The sequence below is a fragment of the Rathayibacter sp. AY1C5 genome (assembly GCF_002931705.1).
GTDB lineage: Bacteria > Actinomycetota > Actinomycetes > Actinomycetales > Microbacteriaceae > Rathayibacter.
Genome location: NZ_PSWD01000003.1, coordinates 68,224 through 87,541, shown reverse-complemented (window position 1 = coordinate 87,541; position 19,318 = coordinate 68,224). Strand labels below are relative to the sequence as shown.

Here is a 19,318-nt window from a genome sequence, read left to right as displayed (position 1 = left end):
CGAAGTGAGGCCCTGTTGGCCAGTCCCATCCTCATCATGCGCGACATCGTCAAGGAGTTCGGCGGCGGCGTCCGCGCCCTCGACGGCGTCTCGCTCTCGGTCCAGCCCGGCGAGGTCCACGCCATCTGCGGCGAGAACGGCGCCGGCAAGTCGACCCTGATGAAAGTCCTCTCCGGCGTGTACCCGTACGGCAGCTTCGAGGGCACCATCGAGTTCGAGGGCGAGGAGGCGCAGTACCGGTCGATCAACGACAGCGAGGCCGACGGCATCGTGATCATCCACCAGGAGCTCGCCCTCAGCCCCTACCTCTCCATCGCCGAGAACATCTTCCTCGGCAACGAGAAGTCGACCCGCGGCGTCATCAACTGGAACGCGACCAACGCGGAGGCGGCCAAGCTGCTCGCCCGCGTCGGCCTCGCCGAGAGCCCCGCGACCAAGATCCTCGAGCTGGGCGTCGGCAAGCAGCAGCTCGTCGAGATCGCCAAGGCCCTCGCCAAGGAGGTGAAGCTCCTCATCCTCGACGAGCCCACCGCCGCCCTCAACGACGAGGACAGCGACCACCTGCTCGGCCTGATCGACCAGCTCCGCAAGCAGGGCATCACCTGCATCATCATCAGCCACAAGCTGAAGGAGATCCGCGCCATCGCGGACACCGTCACGATCATCCGCGACGGCCGCACCATCGAGAGCTTCCCGATGGCCGGCGAGGAGGCGTCCGAGAGCCGGATCATCCGCGCGATGGTCGGCCGCGACCTCAACAGCATGTTCCCGCCGCGCGACCCGCAGATCGGCGAGGAGAAGCTGCGCGTCGAGAACTGGACGGTCCACCACCCGGTCGATATCAACCGCGTGGTCGTCGACGACGCCTCCTTCACCGTCCGCGCCGGCGAGATCGTCGGCTTCGCGGGCCTGATGGGCGCCGGACGCACCGAGCTCGCGATGAGCATCTTCGGGAGGAGCTACGGCACCGGGATCTCCGGCCGCGTCTACAAGGACGGCGAGGAGATCCAGACCCGCACCGTCGACGAGGCCATCCGCAACGGCCTCGCCTACGCGACCGAGGACCGCAAGCGCTACGGGCTCAACCTCATCGGCGACATCACCGTCAACGTCTCGGCCGCCGCGCTCTCGCGCCTGGCCCGGCTCGGCGTGATCGACAAGCACCGCGAGTACAAGGTCGCCGACTCGTACCGATCGAAGATGAACATCAAGGCGCCGACCGTCTCGGCCGTCACGGGGAAGCTCTCCGGCGGCAACCAGCAGAAGGTCGTCCTCTCGAAGTGGATCTTCTCCGGTCCCGACGTGCTGATCCTCGACGAGCCCACCCGCGGCATCGACGTGGGAGCCAAGTACGAGATCTACGGGATCATCAACGAGCTCGCGGCCCAGGGCAAGGCGGTCGTCGTCATCTCGTCCGAGCTGCCCGAGCTGATCGGCCTCGCCGACCGCATCTACACCATCTCCGAGGGACGGATCACGGGCGAGATCGATCGCGCCGACGCCACCCAGGAGCACCTCATGCACTACATGACCGCCGGAAAGGAACAGGCCCGATGAGCGCCACGACCACCACAGCGCCGGCGGACACGCCCGCCAACACGCCCTCCACCCCGCCCAAGCGCTCGCGCCGGCTGAACATCAACCTCCGGCAGTACGGCATCCTCGCCGCGCTGGCCATCATCATCCTGCTCTTCCAGGTGCTGACCGGCGGGCGCCTGCTCCTGCCCGGCAACGTCAACAACCTGATCCAGCAGAACGCCTACGTGCTGATCCTCGCGATCGGCATGGTGATGGTCATCATCGCCGGCCACATCGACCTCTCGGTCGGCTCGGTCGTGGCGATGGTCGGCGCCATCTCGGCGATCGCGATGAACAACTGGGGCCTGCCCTGGTGGGCGGCCGTCGTCGTCGCCCTCGTCACCGGCGCCGCCGTCGGAGCATGGCAGGGCTTCTGGGTCGCCTTCGTCGGCATACCGGCGTTCATCGTGACCCTCGCGGGCATGCTGATCTTCCGCGGCTTCACCCTCGTCCTCCTCACCGGCGGAACGATCAACGGCCTCCCCACCGAGTTCACCGCGATCGGCGCCGGCTGGCTGCCGGGCGTCCTCGGCGGCATCGCCGGGCGCGACGCGCTCACCCTGGTCCTCGGCCTGATCGTCTGCGTCGTCCTCGTGGCCCAGCAGCTCCGCAGCCGCGCGACCCTCCGCCGCCTCGAGCTGCCCCGCGAGCCCATCGGCTCGCTGGTCGCGAAGTCGGCCATCGCCGTCATCGCGATCATGGCCCTCTCCTGGCTGCTCGCCGGCTACAGCGGAACCCCGATCATCCTGATCGTGCTCGCCGTGCTGATCCTCGCCTACAGCTTCGTGCTCGGCCGGACGGTCTTCGGCCGCCACATCTACGCGATGGGCGGCAACCTGTTCGCCGCGATGATGTCCGGCGTCAAGACGAAGTGGGTCAACTTCTTCATCTTCGTCAACATGGGCGCCTTGGCCGGAGTCGCGGGCATCGTCAGCACCGCCCGCGCCGGCGGTGCGGTCGCCTCGGCCGGACAGAACTACGAGCTGGACGCGATCGCCGCGGTCTTCATCGGCGGCGCTGCCGTCCAGGGAGGCGTGGGCACCGTCGTCGGAGCCGTCATCGGCGGACTCGTGATGGGCGTGCTCAACATGGGCCTGTCCATCCTCTCGGTCGACGCGGCCTGGCAGATGGCGATCAAGGGCTTCGTGCTCCTGCTCGCGGTGGCGTTCGACATCTTCAACAAGCGCCGCGCCGGCGGCCGCTAGGCGAACGCCGGGCGCCGCCCAGCGGCGCTCCTCGTCCTTCTCTTCTACAGTTCTCGGGCGCGGCTTCTCCTCGGGGGAGCCGCGCCCGAGTGCATCCGAGACCCGTCGGGGTCCAGCGACAGGCAGGCGATCATGGCAGGAGCAGTCGGAGCCTCCAGCAACGCGCTGCTGCGCCGCACGAACCTCGCGAGCCTCGCGACCCTGGTGCACCGCTCCGGTCCCACCAGCCGCGCCGAGCTCGGCCGCCTCACCGGGCTGAACCGCTCCGCCGTCGCGAACCTCGTCGGCGAGCTGAGCGAGCTCGGCTGGGTGGCGGAGGAGACCACCGCGCCCGACGGCCGCATCGGCCGCCCCAGCGCCACCGTCGTCCCCGGCGACCGGTTCGCGGCCGTGGGCGTCCACCTCGACACCGACGCGATCATCGTCGGCCTCGTCGGGCTGCACGGCGAGCTGCTCCGCCGCGTCCGCTTCGACACCCCCAAGCCCGCGAGCCCCGCCACGGTGGTCCGCGTCGTCGCCGGAATCGTCGAGGGCTTCCGCTCCGAGCGGGAGTCGCTGCGCACGCTGGTCGGCGCGGGCGTCGCCGTCCCCGGCCTCGTCCAGGCCGACTCCGGCTTCGTCCACCGCGCCCCGCACCTGGGCTGGCGCGACGTCGACCTCGCCACCCAGCTCAGCCGCGCCCTCGACCTCCCGGTCGCCGTCGGCAACGACGCGACCCTCGGCGCCATCGGCGAGTCCCTCTTCGGAGCCGCGCACGGCGTGGCCGACGTCGTCTACGTCACCGGCGGCGCGGGCGGCATCGGCGGAGGAGTCATCATCGGCGGCGTCCCGCTCCAGGGCTCCTCGGGATTCGCGGCCGAGCTGGGCCACACCCTCGTCGCCACGAACGGCCGCCTCTGCGGCTGCGGCCGGCGCGGCTGCCTCGAGGCCGAGGTCCGGATGCGCTCCCTCCTCGACGTCCTCGGCGCCCGCGTCCTCGACCAGGACGAGCTCGACATCGCCCTGGGCACCTCCCGCGACCCCGCCGTCCTCGGCGAGGTCGCCCGCCAGGTCGACCTGCTCTCGGAGGGCCTGTCCACCTACATCAACCTCTTCAACCCCACCGCGGTCGTGCTCGGCGGCTTCCTCGGCTCGCTGCTCACCGTCGACCGCGAGCGCCTCGCCGCCCGCGTCTCCGCCCGGGCTCTGAGCGACCTCGCGCGCGGCGTGCGGATCGAGCGGGCCGCCCTGCGCTCGAGGCTGGAACTCGTCGGCGCCGCGGAGCTACCCTGGCGGCGGGCGCTGGCGGATCCCGCCGCCGTCACCGGGGGCGCGCAGCCGCCGGGTGGGAGCAGCAGCCGCGAGGACGCCCTGGGCGCCCGCGCCTGACCCCGGCACTCGAGTGCCGGCACCGCGTCGAGGAGGACGAGCATGGCCGACTGGAACGACACGATCATCGAGGAGTTCCGCGCGAACGGCGGGACCGTGACCACGGGCGGCTTCGGGAGGAGCCTCGTGCTGGTGCACCACCGCGGCGCCCGCTCCGGTGAGGAGCGCGTGACTCCGCTGATGGCGCTGCACCCCTCCGAGGACGTCTGGCTGCTCGCCGCGTCCGCCGCCGGTGCGCCCAAGCACCCCGCCTGGTTCCACAACCTGATCGCCCACCCGGACCTGGCGATCGAGACCCCCGACGACGGCACCGTCGACGTCCGGGCGCGCGTCCTCGCCGGGGAGGAGCGCGACGCCGGCTGGGCCCGCTTCACCACCGCCTCCGCCGGCTTCCTCGACTACGAGAAGCGCACCACCCGTATCATCCCGGTCGTGGAGCTCACCCGCCGCTGACCGCGAGCCGTCAGCGCAGCAGCACGGGCACCGTGTCCGGCGTGCTCCAGCTCAGCGCGATCCGCTCGCGGAAGCCGCCGCTGCGCAGCTCCGCCTCGAGCGCGTCGATCACCACGGGGAGCAGCGCGCGCCGCTCGATCAGCAGGTCGAGCACGAGCCGGTCGCCGGCCGTCAGCAGCACCGGGCCCGATCCGGGCAGCACCGCGATCCACTGGCACTCCCCCACCTGCACGCTCCGGTGCCGGCGGAGGCGTCGGAGCAGCTCGGGCAGCGCCTGCGGATCGAGGGCGGACACGTCGGCACGGAGGGCGATCACCCCGCGAGCGTGCCCGCGCCGGACGACCTCGCGCCGACCTCCCGGTGAACACCGCCCCTCCGCGGGACGCCGCCCGCGAGAACGACACGACAGGAGCCCGCCCCGCGGCGCACCGCACCCGGGAACGGGAGAAGCCCCCGACCGGACATCCGATCGAGGGCTTCTCCTCTGGTTCTCTCGAACCCGGTTCTCTCGAACCCGGTTCTCTCGAACCCGGTTCTCTCGAACTCCGGTTCTCATGAACTCTGGTGCGCGAGGGGGGAGTTGAACCCCCACGCCCTTTCGGGCACACGGACCTGAACCGTGCGCGTCTGCCTATTCCGCCACTCGCGCTCACCAGCGGCACCGAAGCGCCGACGAGAAATCGTAGCATCCCCCGGCCCCGGAGCCGAACCGGCACCCGCCGCCCCGGGTCGGAGCCTCCCCCGGGAGCCGCCACCGGGCCGTGCCGGTGAGAGCGCGCACACGGCACTCCGGCCGCGAAACCACCGCGGAGGATCGCGCATCCAGACCATCCCAGTAACATGCCCGTAGCCGTGCGCGGCGCAGACCAAGAAGAGGAAGCGGCGACGGGCGCGCAGACATCTCGATCCGTGCGCGACCGCCGAGAAGGCGAAGAACCGGAAGATCGGAAGACTGTGGGCATACTGGACAACTTCGAGAAGGGACTCGAGCGCGTCGTCAACGGCGCGTTCGCGCGGACCTTCAAGTCGGGTCTGCAGCCGGTCGAGCTCGCCTCCGCCCTCCGCCGGGAGCTCGACACCTCCGCCGCCGTGGTCAGCCGCGACCGCATCCTCGTCCCCAACAGCCTCGTCCTGCGGATGTCCGCGACCGATCTCGACCGGATGCAGCGCCTCGGCGCCACCCTGATCGACGAGCTCACCACGGTCGCCACCGAGCACGCCACCAAGCAGGGCTTCCGCTTCCCCGGCCCGATCGACATCTCCCTCGCCGTCGATCCGGCGCTCAGCGACGGCATGGTCGAGGTCGACTCCCGCAGCGTGAAGGGCACCGTCGCCTACACGCCCGTCCTCGACATCGACGGCCGGCGCCACCCGATCACGAAGGCGCGCACCGTCATCGGCCGCGGCAGCGACGCCGACATCACCGTCGACGACTCGGGCACGTCCCGCAAGCACGTCGAGATCCTCTGGGACGGCTCCCGCGCCCAGGTGCACGACCTCGGGTCCACGAACGGCTCCAAGCTCGACGGCCGGCCCGTCACGCAGGCGCCCCTGGCCCCCGAGCAGACCATCACGATCGGGCGCACCTCGATCGTCTACCGCGTCGTGCAGGGCTCCGCGCCCGCACGCACCGACCGCCCGTCGTCCGGCAGGGCAGCCGGACGCGGCTCCGAGGGATTCTGGGACGACCGGCTATGAGCGAGCTCACTCTCTTCCTCCTGCGCATCGCGTTCCTCGCGCTGCTGTGGTTCTTCGTGTTCGGCATCGTCTACGCGCTGCGCTCCGACCTGTTCGGGCAGCGCGTGCGCAAGCTGCCGCCCGGCGCGCAGGCCGCGTCCCCCGAGGCCCCGTTCGTGACGGCGGCCCAGCCCGTGGTCGCCGCGGCCGCCGCGGCTCCCACGCCCGCGCAGCCCGCCTCTCCGTCGGCCCCCTCGGCCCGGAGGAGCCGAGAGGCCGCCGCCGAGCGCGCCGAGCAGGGAGGCGCCGCCACGGTCCACACGGCGCAGCGCCTCGTGATCACCTCGGGCCCCAAGCGGGGCACCGAGCTCGAGCTGACCGGCGACCCGCTGACGATCGGCCGCTCCGCGGAGTCGACGCTGGTCATCCGCGACGACTACACCTCGACCCACCACGCGCGCCTGCTCCTCTGGAACGACGAGTGGATGATCCAGGACCTCGACTCCACCAACGGCACCTTCCTCGACGGCCGCCGCGTCGGCGCGCCCACCAAGGTGCCGCTGGACACGCCCGTGAAGGTCGGCACCACCACCTTCGAACTGCGGCGGTCGTAGCGCGTGGCCCCCACTCCGGAGAGCGGCTCCGGCCACGGCGCGGTGCGCGAGAGCGCCGCCGTCTCGCACGTCGGCAGGATCCGCTCGAACAACCAGGACTCCGGCTACGCGGGCCGGCAGCTCTTCGTCGTCGCCGACGGCATGGGCGGTCACGCGGGCGGCGACGTCGCCTCCTCCATCGCGATCAAGCGCATCGCGGAGGCGGACCGCGTCTACGCCTCCACCTACGAGGCCGAGGACGAGCTCAAGCGCACCCTGCTGGCGGCCAACACCCTGCTGGCCGACGCCGTCGTCGACCACCCCGAGCTCACCGGCATGGGCACCACCGTCAGCGCCATCGCCCGCGTCGGCGAGTCGGTGGCGATCGCGCACATCGGCGACTCCCGCATCTACGTCCTCCGCGACGGCCGGCTCGAGCAGGTCACGACCGACCACACCTTCGTGCAGCGCCTGGTCGACTCCGGCCGCATCACGGAGGAGGAGGCGATGACGCATCCGCGCCGCTCCGTCCTGATGCGGGTCCTCGGCGACGTGCACACCAACCCCGAGATCGACACGCTCACGCTCGAGACCGAGCCGCACGACCGCTGGCTGATCTGCTCCGACGGCCTCTCCGGCGTCGTCCCGCACGACGAGATCCTCAAGGAGCTCAGCCGCGACGAGACCGCCCAGCAGGTGGCCGACCGCCTGATCCGCGACAGCCTCTCGCACGGCGCCCCGGACAACGTCACCGTCGTCGTCCTCGACATCCCCGGGGCGGGCGACACCGCGCGCATCCTCGCCCCCGTGGAGGAGCCGGTGGTCGTCGGATCGGCCGCCGCGCCCACGCCCTTCAGCACCGACGACTCGCAGAACCGCGTCCGGATCCCCGGCCTCCGCCTGCACACCCGGGCTCCCGCCGCGCAGGGCCCCACCCACTTCGAGCCCGCGTCCGAGGACTACCTCGACGAGCTGATCGAGGAGGACCGCCGCCGGCACCTGCGCCGCCGCATCACCTGGCTCGTCGGCCTGTCCCTCGTGCTCATCATCGGATTCCTCGGGATCCTCTTCGCCTACGACTGGACGCAGTCGCGCTTCTACGTCGGCACCGACGGGGACACCGTGATCATCTACCAGGGCATCCAGCAGTCGGTCGGCCCGCTCTCGCTCTCGGAGGTGAAGGAGGACACGGGCATCCCGCTCGACTCCCTCCGCGCCTACGACGTCGAGCAGCTGGAGCAGACGATCAGCGCCGACTCCTACGCCGGCGCGGTCGACATCGTCGAGCGCCTCACGGACGCGAACGGAGCACCATGACGGACGCCGCCACGGCCACCGCCCGCCCCGCCCCCGAGCGGCAGGGCTTCTTCCGCCAGAAGCTGCGCAATCTCGAGCTCCTGCTCCTGATCGGCGCATGCCTCATCGACGCCGGCGCGATCGTGCTCGTGCAGCTCGGCGCCCTCGGCTCGATCGACACCACGCTGGTCTCGCTGGGCGCCGGCCTCTCGGCGCTCGTGCTCGCCGTGCACGTCGTGCTGCGCTTCGCGGCCCCGGCGGCCGACCCCTTCCTCCTCCCGATCGCCACCGTGCTGAACGGCCTGGGCGTCGCCGAGATCTACCGGATCGACATCGCCGACGGCGCGACCGGCTGGGAGTCGGTGGCGGTGCGGCAGATCTTCTGGAGCGCCCTGGCCGTCGTGGCGGCGATCGTGGTGCTGCTGGTCATCCGCAACCACCGCGTGCTGTTCCGCTACACCTACGTCGCCGGGTTCGCGGCGATCGTGCTGCTCCTGCTGCCGCTCCTGCCCTTCATCGGCCGCGAGGTCAGCGGCGCGCGCGTGTGGATCGGGATCGGCGACGTGGCGAGCTTCCAGCCCGGCGAGATCGCCAAGATCGCCCTCGCGGTCTTCTTCGCCGGCTACCTCGTGCGCAACCGCGACTCCCTCTCGATGGTGGGCCGCACCGTCCTCGGGATGCGCTTCCCGCGCCTGCGCGACCTCGGCCCGATCCTGGTGGTCTGGGCGGTCACGATGGGCGTCATCGTCTTCCAGCGCGACCTGGGGACGGCTCTGCTCTACTTCGGCCTGTTCCTGGTCATGCTCTACGTCGCGACCGGCCGCACCAGCTGGGTCCTCATCGGCGTCGGCCTGTTCCTCGGCGGCGCGCTGCTGGCGAGCCAGACGCTCGACTACGTGGGCAACCGCTTCGCCAACTGGCTCGAGCCCTTCAGCGCCGAGCGCTACGGGGCGGATCCGGGCGGCAGCTACCAGCTCGTGCAGGGCCTCTTCGGCCTCGCGCACGGCGGGCTGCTCGGCACGGGCCTCGGCCAGGGGATGCCGGATCTCACGCCGGTCCCGCAGTCCGACTACATCATCGCCAGCCTCGGCGAGGAGCTGGGCCTCGCCGGGCTCTTCGCGATCTTCGGCCTCTACCTCCTGCTGGTCTCGCGCGGGTTCCGCATCGGCTTCGCCGGGCAGGACGACTTCGGGCGCCTCCTGGGAGTCGGCCTCTCGTTCGTGATCGCCCTGCAGTGCTTCATCGTCATCGGAGGCGTCACCCGCGTCATCCCGCTGACCGGCCTGACCACGCCGTTCCTCGCCGCCGGCGGCTCCTCCCTCGTGGCGAACTGGATGATCGTGGCGGTGCTGCTGCGCCTGTCCGACACAGTCCGCAGTCAGCCTCGTCTGGTGGTGTGATCCGTCGATGAACCGAGAACTCAAACGGGTGAGCCTCGTCGTGCTGACGATGTTCGTGGCCCTCTTCCTCTCCACCACCACCATTCAGGTGATCCAGGCCGACTCCCTCGACGAGGACGGCCGCAACACGCGGACCCTCTACGAGAGCTTCTCGACCGAGCGCGGTGCGATCCTCGCCGGCGGTCAGCCGATCGCCTCCTCGACGCCGTCGGACGACCTCTACAAGTTCCAGCGGCAGTACGCGAACGGCCCGCTCTACTCCGCCGTGACCGGCTACTTCACTCTGAACCAGGGCACCACCGGCATCGAGCGCACGCTCAACGACTACCTCTCGGGCACCTCGAACTCGCAGTTCTTCGACGAGATCAACAACCTCGTCACGGGCCAGGACCCGAAGGGCGCGTCGGTCGAGCTCTCGATCGACCCGGTCGCCCAGCAGGCCGCCTTCGACGCGCTCGGCGACTACACGGGGGCCGTCGTCGTGACGGAGCCGGCCACCGGCCGCATCCTCGCGATGGTCTCGAAGCCCACCTTCGATCCCACCGCGCTGGCCTCCCACGACACCGACGACGTCCTCGCCGCCTACCGGGCGCTGAACGACGACTCCTCCGAGCCCCTCGTGAACCGGGCGATCGGCGGCTCGCTCAACCCGCCCGGCTCCGTCTTCAAGCTCGTCGTGGCCTCGGCCGCCCTCGAGTCCGGCCGCTTCACGGCCGACTCGAGCTTCCCCAACGTCGAGTCGTACACGCTGCCCGGCTCCTCGTCGCAGGTGATCAACTCCGGAGGCGGTCTCTGCGGCTCCGGAGAGACGGTCACGCTGGCCACCGCCGTCTCGCTCTCCTGCAACGTCCCGATGGCCGAGATGGGCGTGCAGCTGGGAGCGGACGCGATCCGCTCGCAGGCCGAGAAGTTCGGCTTCGACACCGAGCTCGAGATCCCGATGTCGGTCGAGGCGAGCACCTACCCGACGAAGACGGACGACGCCCAGACGGCCCTCACCGCCTTCGGACAGTACGAGGTGCGCGCGACGCCGCTGCAGATCGCCATGGTCTCCGCGGCGATCGCGAACGGCGGCGAGGTGATGCAGCCGAACCTGGTCGACTCGATCCGCTCGCAGGACCTCAGCGTGCTGCAGCAGTTCCAGGAGAAGTCGCTCGGCCGGGCGGTGAGCACGCAGACCGCGGACGCCGTCAAGGCGATGATGGTCGCCAGCGTCCAGGGCGGCGCGGCGACGAATGCAACAATAGGGGGCGTCACTGTGGCCGGTAAGACCGGTACCGCCGAGAACGGCGGGGACGACCCGTACACCCTCTGGTTCACCGGCTTCGCGCCTGCGGACGACCCGCAGTACGCCATCACCGTGCTCGTGGAGAACGGTGGAGGGCTCGGCCAGACCGGGTACGGCAACCTGATCGCCGCACCCATCGGACAACAGGTACTAGAGGCGGTGCTGAACAAATGAGACCCACGACAGGCCTCACCTTCGGGGGACGCTACGAGCTGCAGTCCCGGATCGCCATCGGCGGCATGGGAGAGGTGTGGCAGGCGACCGATCTCGTCATCGGCCGCACCATCGCGATCAAGATCCTGAAGGACGAGTACCTCGGCGACCCCGGATTCCTCGAGCGCTTCCGCGCCGAGGCCCGCCACGCGGCGCTGGTCAACCACGAGGGCATCGCCAACGTCTACGACTACGGCGAGGAGGACGGCTCGGCCTACCTGGTCATGGAGCTCGTCCCCGGCGAGGCGCTCTCGACCGTCCTCGAGCGCGAGCGCGTCCTCTCGACCGACAAGGTCCTCGACATCGTCGCGCAGACCGCGCTCGCCCTGCACGCCGCGCACGCCGCGGGCCTCGTGCACCGCGATGTGAAGCCGGGCAACCTGCTCATCACGCCGGACGGCCGCGTCAAGATCACCGACTTCGGCATCGCGCGCATCGCCGACCAGGTCCCGCTGACGGCGACCGGGCAGGTCATGGGCACGGTCCAGTACCTGTCCCCGGAGCAGGCGAGCGGCCAGCCCGCCTCCCCCGCCACCGACATCTACTCGCTGGGCATCGTCGCGTACGAGTGCCTGGCCGGGCGCCGCCCCTTCACGGGCGAGTCGCAGGTCGCCATCGCGATGGCGCAGATCAACGACACCCCGCCGGAGCTGCCGGTCACGGTCGCGGAGCCGGTGCGCAACCTCGTCTACTCCTGCATCGCCAAGAAGCCGGCCGACCGCCCCGCCACCGCCGCGCACCTCGCGCGGGCGGCCCAGGCGCTGCGCTCGGGCGACGTGCGCGGAGCGGCGCTGGCCGTCCCCGCGGTCCTCAGCGACCTGCCCGCGACGCAGGCGACCACGGTCCTCCCCTCCAACCAGGGCGCGACGCAGGCGACCACGGTGCTGCCCTCCGGCGCGCCCGCGGCCGCGGCCGCCGCTCCGTTCGTGCCGATCGAGGAGCCGCTCGAGCCGGCCGAGGAGCCGCGTCGCCGCAGCCCCTGGACCTGGCCGCTGATCGCCCTCATCGTGATCCTCGCCGTCGTCATCGCGGGCACGATCTTCGCCCTGACGACCGGCGGGAGCAGCGACCCGGCCGCCTCCCCCACCGCGCCGACCAGCACGGCCCCGTCGCCGACGCCGTCCGAGACTCCGAGCCCCACGCCGACGCCGACCTCCAACACGGTCGTCATCGACAAGGCCGACTACGTCGGGCGCTCCTTCGACGACGTCGAGACCGAGCTCGAGGCCCTGGGCATGGGCGTCCGCCGGGCGGACGGCCCGAGCGCCCCCACCGCCGAGCAGGTCGGACTCGTCGAGGACGTGAACCCCACCGCGAACGTGGTGAAGGGCACGACCATCGAGGTCTCCGTCTTCACCGACGTCGCGACTCCGGACGCACCGACCGCCGTGCCGACCGTCACCCCCGCCGCCTCCAGCGTCGAGGCGGGCGCGACGTTCAACGTCACCTGGAGCAACTACAACCAGTGCCCGAGTGGAACCTCCGTGAGCGGTTACCGGGTGACCGCGACCGGTGAGGGCGCGAACGTGACGAGCACCAACCCGTCGAACTCGACGACCGCGACGATCCAGGCCGGCACCACGGCCGGCACGATCGACGTCACGTACACCGTGCTCTGCGGCGAGTCGGAGTCGGCGGCCTCGCCCACCCTCTCCGTCACCGTCGAGGAACCGGCTCCGACCCCGGCGCCGACGCCCACCTCGAAGGCCACCTCGACGCCCACCCCCTCCGAGTAGCGGCGGCGCGCCGGGCCGGGGCACCGCTCCGGCCCGGCGCCTCGCGGCCGTCGCGTCGCGCCCCCGCCCGGAACACCAGGGGCCCATAGGTACACTTGCCGTGGCTCCTCGGGGCCGCACCACACGGAAGTACAGGGCGGGAGCGTGCGCGTGACGGATGAGGGTCGCCTGATCGCGGGACGGTACCAGGTCGGGCCCCGGCTCGGCCGCGGCGGGATGTCCGAGGTGTACCTCGGCACCGACACCCGGCTCGGCCGCACCGTCGCCATCAAGGAGCTGAAGCTCTCCCTCTCCTCCGACTCCGCCTTCCGCCTGCGGTTCCGCCAGGAGGCGCAGTCCGCATCGCGCATGTCGCACCCCACGATCGTCCGGGTCTTCGATGCGGGCGAGGAGGTCTCGCTCGACGACAACGGCGCCGAGTCGCGCCGGCCCTTCATCGTCATGGAGCACATCGAGGGCCGCCTCCTCAAGGACCTGATCGCCGAGGGCCCCCTCGACGTGGACGAGGCCGTCCGCATCACGGAGGGCATCCTCACCGCCCTCGAGTACTCGCACCGCGCAGGCGTCGTCCACCGCGACATCAAGCCCGGCAACATCATGCTGACCCCGTCGGGCCAGGTGAAGGTGATGGACTTCGGGATCGCCCGCGCCGTCTCCGACTCCGCCGCCACGGTCGCTCAGACCACGGCGATCCTCGGCACCGCGGCCTACTTCTCCCCCGAGCAGGCGAAGGGCGAGCAGGTCGACGCCCGCAGCGACCTCTACTCCGCCGGCATCGTGCTCTTCGAGCTCCTCACCGGCCGTGCGCCCTTCCGCGGCGACACCCCGGTGGCCGTCGCCTACCAGCACGTCAGCGAGACGCCGCCGGCGCCGAGCTCCATCAACCCGGCCGTCACCCCCGCACTAGACGCGGTCGTCGCCCGAGCACTGTCGAAGGACCGCTACGAGCGCTTCCAGGGAGCTGCGGAGTTCCGCGACGACCTGCGCGACGCCGCCGCCGGACGCCTCCCCGACCACCGCCCGATCGACGAGCTGACCACCTCGCTCTTCGCGGCCCGCAGCCAGGGCGGAGTCAACGACTCCGAGCTCGCCCTCCGCCAGCTGGCCGAGGACAACTCGATCGTCCGCACCCAGCGCCGCCCGCCGGTCCTCTGGATCTGGTCCTCGATCGTCGTGCTGGCCGTGATCGTCGCCGCACTCGTGATCTGGGTGCTGACGCTCCAGCCCGCGTCGACGCTGCCGTCGCAGTCGCGCGAGGTCCCCACCCTCACCGAGACCACCTACGACAGCGCGCAGTCGACCCTGACCGAGCTCGATCTCGTGCCGAGCCAGGTCGCGGAGTACAGCTCGACCGTCCCCGAGGGCGAGGTGATCCGCACGGATCCGGGCTCGGGCACGATCGTCGCACCCGAGACGGTCATCCGCATCGTCGTGTCCCAGGGCCCGCAGCCCGTCGCCGTGCCGGACACCGTCGGGCAGAGCCTCGCCGAGGCCATCGACGCGCTCACCGCCGTCGGCTTCGTCGAGGGCTCCCAGACCCGCGAGAACTCGCCGACCGTCCCGGGCGACGTCGTGCTCTCCGCCTCCCCCGGAGCGGGACAGCAGGTCGCCCCGGGCACGCCGGTCGACCTCACGGTCTCCTCCGGCCAGGTCACGCTCCCCGACCTCGTCGGGACGTCCCTCAGCAGCGCGCTGGCCACCCTCGCCTCCGAGAAGCTGCAGCTCGTGGGGGTCGAGGTCCCGGACGAGACCTGCGACGCGACCCGGGCGAACCCGCCCATCACGACTCAGTCCCTGGCTCCGGGCGACGTCCCGCAGGGATCGACCGTCCAGCTCGGCTACTGCGCGGGCTGACCCGGCCTGCAGCCCGCTGCGGCTGCGGCGTCGGCCGACGGTGCCCGGTGGAGGCCGGGTCGCTGCTCTGCGCGCCGAGAAGGGCTCGTCCGGACGTTGCTCGTCGGGTTCGATGCTCCACGGGGGCCGACGGCCCCGAGCTGAACGGCTAGGCCCTGCGCGCGTCGGCGAGCGGGGGCTGGAGCCGCACGACCTCGCCGGCTGCCGATCCATCGGCGGGGCGCGCGATCCTGCCGCGGATGTCGCTCGGGGTGAGCCCCTCGCGGCGCTTGAGCGCACGGCGGAGGTGGTCCGCCGAGGAGAATCCGGACGCGGCGGCGATCGCCTCGAGCGGGACCTCCCGCGGGCGGCGGCGCAGGAGCTCCACGGCGCTGGCGACCCGGGATCGCTCGATCTCGCTCGCGACCGTGGTGCCCGCATCCTCGAAGAGCCGCTGGAGGGAGCGGGTGGACACGTTGACCGCGTCGGCCACCGCCTCCGGAGTGCAGCGCGGCGTGCGGTGCGTCCGGTCGATGACCGTGCGCGCGCGCCCGAGCGTGGCGGCTCGCACGCTCGTGGTGCCGGGCTGCGAGCTCGCCGCCGCGAGGAACGCGCTGGTGAGGAGCTGCTTGACCACGTGGGCGAAGCCGGTGACCTCGCCCTCGCCGGGCAGCCCCGTCCCCGACTCCGCCGCGAGGGCGAAGGCGGTCGTGAAGGCGTACGCGGCGCGGGTGGACCGGGCGTCGGGGTCGAGCGCGTAGACCGGGGCCGACGTGTCGAAGCCGTAGCGGCGCATCTCGTCGGCGCGCAGCGAGAGGTGGAGGATCGTGGCCGGAGTCGTCGACTCGGTCGTGAACGTCGTCGTCCCCTGCTGGTACGAGATCGAGCCCGGACGCAGCAGCACCGTTCGGTCCGGGGCGACCATGCGCACGAAGCCGTCGATGAGGAAGCTGAAAGTGAGGAAGGAGGTGTCGTCGGCCGGCCACGTCCCGCGGAGGACGCGCAGAGGCGAGACCGTCATCAGCACGACGCTCAGATCGGCGGTGCCGAATCCCGAACCGGTGATGCTCGGAACGGTGCCGGGTTTGACGACGATGCGCGGTCCGAGATTCTCGAGCTCTCGGATTCCCGAGAAAGCCCAGGAGATCGATGCGACCATCTGGTCCCCCCGGACTTCTCTTGTGGCGCCGACCCCCTGTCGACGCCCTCTGATTATGCAGCGAAAAGGGGCCGCATCCTCCGCCGGGAGCCCGTCAAATCCCGCCACCTGATCGGGGGGTGCGCAAGGGGGTGGACAAGGTCACGCTCATACCCTGTCGCGGCGTTCTCCTCCGCCCGCCGTCATTTAGCCGTCAGATGGCGGATTTCTACGTGAGAACGCACTCAGGGCGGCATCCCCGTTCGGGGGACGGTGGTCGCTGATCATTCTCAATGCTCTCGACTCGATAACGAGCCCGATAAGCCCGGCGAATTCCAATTCATCGAGCCGGGAGCGAGAGTCCGGGCGTGTCGTCGGCCGATACGGACGCGCCGCCCGGCCTCACCTCGCGCAGCCAGTTCTCGAGAAGGCGCCGCCCGGCCTCACCTCGCGCAGCCAGTTCTCGAGAAGGCGCCGCCCGCCCTCGGTGAGGACCGACTCCGGATGGAACTGCACGCCCACGAGCGGAGCACTCCGGTGCCGGACGGCCATGACCACTCCCTCCGGTGTCCGCGCCGTCACCCGCAGCTCCTCGGGAAGGCTCTCACCGTCGACCGCGAGCGAGTGGTACCGCATCGCGGCGAATCCGGAGGGCAGGCCGTCGAAGAGCGGATCTCCGTCGTGGAGGACCGCGGACGTCCGGCCGTGCAGCAGCTCCGGCGCCTCCGTGACGCGGGCGCCGAGAGCGTGGGCGAGCACCTGGTGGCCGAGGCAGACTCCGAGCAGCGGCCGCCCGGTCGCCTCCGCCCGCTGCACGAGCGCCGTCGACGCGGGGACGTCCCCGGGACGGCCCGGCCCGGGTGAGACCAGGACTCCGTCCGCCTCCTCCGCGCGAGCCAGGAGCGCCGTCGTGCCGAGGTCGTCGCCCTCGACCACGTCGACCTCGGCACCGAGCTCGCGGAGATACGAGACGAGCGTGAAGACGAAGCTGTCGTGGTGGTCGACGACCAGGATCCGCGGGGCCGCGCCGGCGGTCACGAGCCGACGGTCACGTTCCGGTCGAGCACGAGCGACTGCACCCAGGGGAACACCCACTCGTCGAGCGCGACCAGGACCGCCGCGACGAGGACGAGGACGATCAGGAGCCGGACCCACCACGGCCCGGGCAGAAGACGCCACAGCGCTGCGTACACGGTCAGCCCTCCTGAGCCAGCGAGGCGGCGATCTCGGCGGGGGCGCCCGCGGACCGCGGCTGGAACGAGTCGAAGACGCCGTACGCGATGATCCGCTCGGCCGTCGAGTAGAGCGGGTTGCAGCTCGTCAGCGTGATCAGGCGGTCGGTCGGAGCCGCGTCCGGAGTCCACGGGACCGGGTCGATCACCTGGACGTCGGAGGGCTGGACGTACTCGAGGTTGCGGAAGCGGTAGGTGTACCAGCCGTCCGCCGTCTCGATGTAGATCGGGTCGCCGAGCTGGAGCTCGTCGATCAAGTGCATGCCTCCGCCGTACGCGCTGCGGTGCGCGGCGAGCGCGAAGTTGCCGGCCTGGCCGGGCATCTGCGTCCCGGGGTAGTGGCCGATGCTCCCCTCGTCGAGCACGTTCTCGGCGTCGATGCCCTCGGCGATCGTGCGCACCCACCCCTCGCCGTAGCGGGGGATGTAGAGGTTGCCGAAGGAGGTGTCGAGGGCGGCGACCGACGCGACGACCGGCTCCGCCGGGGCGGCCTCGGTCGGCTGCGGGGCCGGAGAGGAGTCGCCCCAGGTCTCGCGGAGCTCCGCCGCCTGCGTCGTCTGCCGGCCCGCGATCACCGCGTCGTTCCACCAGAGCTGCCAGGCCAGGAAGAGCAGGACCAGGACGCCGGCGGTCATCAGGAGCTCGCCGACGACTCCGAAGAACGAGAGTCGTCGGACCGGGCGGGCCCTCCGTCGCTTCGCTCGCGGCCGCAGAGCCGCCCCGTCGGGGTTCTGGGCGGTCATGCGACGAGTCTAGGCGCGAGCCGTGACCGGCTGTGGCGCATGATCCGGACCTGTGGAGAGCCCTCCCGAGTCGCCGCCTGAGGAGGGCCGATGGGACCACTCGAGCGCCTGCACCGGCCGCTCCGCGAGTCCGCACAGCACCCGCGCAGCCCCAGTGCTCCCGGCCCGGAGCCTCCGCGAGGTACAGTGGTCGGCATGGCACGAGCGACGAAGAGCCCGAAGCCCGAGCGCGACGAGGCCCGGACCGGCGAGAACGCACCGAATCCGGTCTGGTTCAAGCCGGTGATGTTCGGCTTCATGCTGCTCGGACTCGCCTGGATCATCGTCTTCTACGTGAGCCAGGGCACCCTGCCGATCCCCGATCTCGGCAACCTCAACATCCTGATCGGCTTCGGCATCGCGTTCATCGGCTTCCTGATGACGACGCGCTGGCGCTGAGCCTCCCCCAGTCGTGAACGACGCCCCGTCCGGTCCGCCGACGGGGCGTTCGTCGTCGGTGGAGCGTCTGCGCACCGCCGGCTGCGTCTTCGCCGAGGAGGAGGCGGGCCTGCTCGAGGAGGCCGCCGACTCCTCCTCCGACCTCGAGCTGCTGCTCCGGCGCCGCGAGACGGGCGAGCCCCTCGAGCAGATCCTCGGCTGGGTCGCCTTCCGCGGCCTGCGCGTCCCCGTCGCACCCGGCGTCTTCGTGCCCCGCATGCGCACCGAATGGCTGGTCGACTGCGCCCTGGAGATCCTCCCGGACGGCGCCGTGGTGCTCGACCTCTGCTGCGGATCCGGCGCCCTCGCCCGGTCGATCTCCGAGGAGCGGCCGGACGTCCGCCTGCTCGCGGCCGACCTCTCCCCCGCCGCCGTCGCCTGCGCGCGCCGCACGCTCGCAGGCCGCGGCGACGTCCACGAGGGCGACCTCTTCGACGCGCTCCCCGGGAGCGAGCGCGGGCGGATCGACGTCGTCGTCGTCAACGCCCCCTACGTCCCCACCGCCGCGATCGCGCTCATGCCGCCGGAGGCCCGGGTGCACGAGCCGATGCTCACGCTCGACGGCGGGTCGGACGGGCTCGCCCTGCACCGCCGCATCGCTCAGGAGGCGGGAGCGTGGCTCGCACCCCACGGCGTCGTCGTGATCGAGGTCGGCGCGGATCAGGCCGCGGCGAGTGCCTCGGCGTTCCAGGCGGCCGGGTTCGCCACCTCGCTGCACCGCGACGACGACCGTGAGGCGACGGCCCTGGTGGCCGTCCGCCGGAGAACTACACCGCTGTAATTATCCCCAGCTGTGGAATCTCCTGTGGAGAACTCCGCGGTCTCCGCCGCGCTGGCCTGCTCGAGGCGCGGAGGGCCCCGATCGGCACCAGCCCGCCGGTTCTCGGACGCGCCGCCGTCCCCGGATCGTCCTCCCGAGGAGGACACCCGGGACGTTCTCCCCAGTGTTAACAACTCTGTGGATAACTTCCTCCCCACCTGTTGAGAGCACCTGTGGACAGCGGTGGAGACGGTCACCGCGGGAACGACGAAGCGGCGGGCCCGGGAGTGCGCGAGGCACTGCCGGACCCGCCGCTGCGGGAGGGGGA

General features: G+C 71.5%; 18 protein-coding genes and 1 tRNA gene. 13 read left to right on the top strand and 6 right to left on the bottom strand.

Features of this window, described 5'->3' with window-relative positions:
* Positions 1-36 precede the first annotated feature (36 nt).
* The 4 genes from mmsA to C5C57_RS04025 all read left to right on the top strand — a co-directional run bounded on the left by mmsA (position 37) and on the right by C5C57_RS04025 (position 4,604).
* The gene (mmsA, locus tag C5C57_RS04040; RefSeq protein WP_104222653.1) at positions 37-1,557 is read left to right on the top strand and encodes a multiple monosaccharide ABC transporter ATP-binding protein; all 1,521 of its coding nucleotides are present in this window, start codon (positions 37-39) and stop codon (positions 1,555-1,557) included.
* Positions 1,554-2,783, top strand: a complete 1,230-nt coding sequence (gene mmsB, locus C5C57_RS04035) for a multiple monosaccharide ABC transporter permease (protein WP_104222654.1) — start codon at positions 1,554-1,556, stop codon at positions 2,781-2,783. The genes mmsA and mmsB overlap by 4 nt, the downstream gene beginning before the upstream one ends.
* A gap of 132 nt (positions 2,784-2,915) precedes the next feature.
* Complete coding sequence (locus C5C57_RS04030) at positions 2,916-4,151, top strand: ROK family protein (protein ID WP_104247545.1); 1,236 nt, start codon at positions 2,916-2,918, stop codon at positions 4,149-4,151.
* A gap of 42 nt (positions 4,152-4,193) precedes the next feature.
* Entirely contained in the window at positions 4,194-4,604 is a 411-nt protein-coding gene (locus C5C57_RS04025; protein WP_104247544.1) for a nitroreductase/quinone reductase family protein, read from the top strand.
* Positions 4,605-4,614: 10 nt separating this feature from the next.
* Here the strand turns inward: C5C57_RS04025 and C5C57_RS04020 are convergent, their stop codons facing one another.
* Both C5C57_RS04020 and C5C57_RS04015 read right to left on the bottom strand, forming a co-directional pair.
* Positions 4,615-4,920: a hypothetical protein gene (locus C5C57_RS04020; RefSeq protein WP_104247543.1), complete on the bottom strand. Its 306-nt coding sequence runs from the start codon at positions 4,918-4,920 to the stop codon at positions 4,615-4,617.
* Positions 4,921-5,166: 246 nt separating this feature from the next.
* Positions 5,167-5,253 (bottom strand) — tRNA-Leu (locus C5C57_RS04015).
* 305 nt (positions 5,254-5,558) lie between these two features.
* Here C5C57_RS04015 and C5C57_RS04010 point away from each other — a divergent pair.
* The 7 genes from C5C57_RS04010 (at position 5,559) to pknB (ending at position 14,661) form a co-directional block, all read left to right on the top strand.
* Positions 5,559-6,302, top strand: a complete 744-nt coding sequence (locus tag C5C57_RS04010; protein WP_104225775.1) for a DUF3662 and FHA domain-containing protein — start codon at positions 5,559-5,561, stop codon at positions 6,300-6,302.
* On the top strand, positions 6,299-6,895 hold the full coding sequence (locus tag C5C57_RS04005) for an FHA domain-containing protein (RefSeq protein ID WP_104222659.1): 597 nt from the start codon (positions 6,299-6,301) through the stop codon (positions 6,893-6,895). The genes C5C57_RS04010 and C5C57_RS04005 overlap by 4 nt, the downstream gene beginning before the upstream one ends.
* A 3-nt stretch (positions 6,896-6,898) precedes the next feature.
* Positions 6,899-8,191: a Stp1/IreP family PP2C-type Ser/Thr phosphatase gene (locus C5C57_RS04000; RefSeq protein WP_244229533.1), complete on the top strand. Its 1,293-nt coding sequence runs from the start codon at positions 6,899-6,901 to the stop codon at positions 8,189-8,191.
* Positions 8,188-9,570: an FtsW/RodA/SpoVE family cell cycle protein gene (locus C5C57_RS03995; protein ID WP_104225777.1), complete on the top strand. Its 1,383-nt coding sequence runs from the start codon at positions 8,188-8,190 to the stop codon at positions 9,568-9,570. The genes C5C57_RS04000 and C5C57_RS03995 overlap by 4 nt, the downstream gene beginning before the upstream one ends.
* A gap of 7 nt (positions 9,571-9,577) precedes the next feature.
* On the top strand, positions 9,578-11,032 hold the full coding sequence (locus tag C5C57_RS03990; RefSeq protein WP_104232999.1) for a penicillin-binding protein 2: 1,455 nt from the start codon (positions 9,578-9,580) through the stop codon (positions 11,030-11,032).
* Entirely contained in the window at positions 11,029-12,807 is a 1,779-nt protein-coding gene (locus C5C57_RS03985) for a protein kinase (RefSeq protein ID WP_104247542.1), read from the top strand. Before C5C57_RS03990 ends, C5C57_RS03985 begins: the two co-directional genes overlap by 4 nt.
* 150 nt (positions 12,808-12,957) lie before the next feature.
* Positions 12,958-14,661, top strand: coding sequence for a Stk1 family PASTA domain-containing Ser/Thr kinase (pknB, locus tag C5C57_RS03980; protein ID WP_104222663.1), 1,704 nt, complete (start codon positions 12,958-12,960; stop codon positions 14,659-14,661).
* 148 nt (positions 14,662-14,809) lie between these two features.
* Here pknB and C5C57_RS03975 read toward each other — a convergent pair whose 3' ends face one another.
* The 4 genes from C5C57_RS03975 to C5C57_RS03965 form a co-directional block, all read right to left on the bottom strand.
* Positions 14,810-15,799, bottom strand: coding sequence for a helix-turn-helix domain-containing protein (locus tag C5C57_RS03975; protein WP_104222664.1), 990 nt, complete (start codon positions 15,797-15,799; stop codon positions 14,810-14,812).
* A gap of 381 nt (positions 15,800-16,180) precedes the next feature.
* Positions 16,181-16,816, bottom strand: a complete 636-nt coding sequence (locus C5C57_RS03970) for an aminodeoxychorismate/anthranilate synthase component II (protein ID WP_104247541.1) — start codon at positions 16,814-16,816, stop codon at positions 16,181-16,183.
* Entirely contained in the window at positions 16,813-16,971 is a 159-nt protein-coding gene (locus C5C57_RS17985; RefSeq protein WP_167299010.1) for a hypothetical protein, read from the bottom strand. Before C5C57_RS17985 ends, C5C57_RS03970 begins: the two co-directional genes overlap by 4 nt.
* 2 nt (positions 16,972-16,973) lie before the next feature.
* The gene (locus C5C57_RS03965; protein WP_104232997.1) at positions 16,974-17,753 is read right to left on the bottom strand and encodes a class E sortase; all 780 of its coding nucleotides are present in this window, start codon (positions 17,751-17,753) and stop codon (positions 16,974-16,976) included.
* 195 nt (positions 17,754-17,948) lie between these two features.
* Here C5C57_RS03965 and C5C57_RS03960 point away from each other — a divergent pair, with 195 nt between their 5' ends.
* Both C5C57_RS03960 and C5C57_RS03955 read left to right on the top strand, forming a co-directional pair.
* Positions 17,949-18,191, top strand: a complete 243-nt coding sequence (locus C5C57_RS03960) for a cell division protein CrgA (protein WP_104222667.1) — start codon at positions 17,949-17,951, stop codon at positions 18,189-18,191.
* 13 nt (positions 18,192-18,204) lie between these two features.
* Positions 18,205-19,011: a putative protein N(5)-glutamine methyltransferase gene (locus C5C57_RS03955; protein ID WP_219812629.1), complete on the top strand. Its 807-nt coding sequence runs from the start codon at positions 18,205-18,207 to the stop codon at positions 19,009-19,011.
* Positions 19,012-19,318 lie beyond the last annotated feature (307 nt).

Coding starts and splice junctions, on each gene's coding strand:
- mmsA (WP_104222653.1), top strand. CDS start 37: ATGCGCGACATCGTCAAGGAGTTCGGCGGCGGCGTCCGCGCCCTCGAC.
- mmsB (WP_104222654.1), top strand. CDS start 1,554: ATGAGCGCCACGACCACCACAGCGCCGGCGGACACGCCCGCCAACACG.
- C5C57_RS04030 (WP_104247545.1), top strand. CDS start 2,916: ATGGCAGGAGCAGTCGGAGCCTCCAGCAACGCGCTGCTGCGCCGCACG.
- C5C57_RS04025 (WP_104247544.1), top strand. CDS start 4,194: ATGGCCGACTGGAACGACACGATCATCGAGGAGTTCCGCGCGAACGGC.
- C5C57_RS04005 (WP_104222659.1), top strand. CDS start 6,299: ATGAGCGAGCTCACTCTCTTCCTCCTGCGCATCGCGTTCCTCGCGCTG.
- C5C57_RS03995 (WP_104225777.1), top strand. CDS start 8,188: ATGACGGACGCCGCCACGGCCACCGCCCGCCCCGCCCCCGAGCGGCAG.
- C5C57_RS03990 (WP_104232999.1), top strand. CDS start 9,578: ATGAACCGAGAACTCAAACGGGTGAGCCTCGTCGTGCTGACGATGTTC.
- C5C57_RS03985 (WP_104247542.1), top strand. CDS start 11,029: ATGAGACCCACGACAGGCCTCACCTTCGGGGGACGCTACGAGCTGCAG.
- C5C57_RS03975 (WP_104222664.1), bottom strand. CDS start 15,799: ATGGTCGCATCGATCTCCTGGGCTTTCTCGGGAATCCGAGAGCTCGAG.
- C5C57_RS03965 (WP_104232997.1), bottom strand. CDS start 17,753: ATGACCGCCCAGAACCCCGACGGGGCGGCTCTGCGGCCGCGAGCGAAG.
- C5C57_RS03960 (WP_104222667.1), top strand. CDS start 17,949: ATGGCACGAGCGACGAAGAGCCCGAAGCCCGAGCGCGACGAGGCCCGG.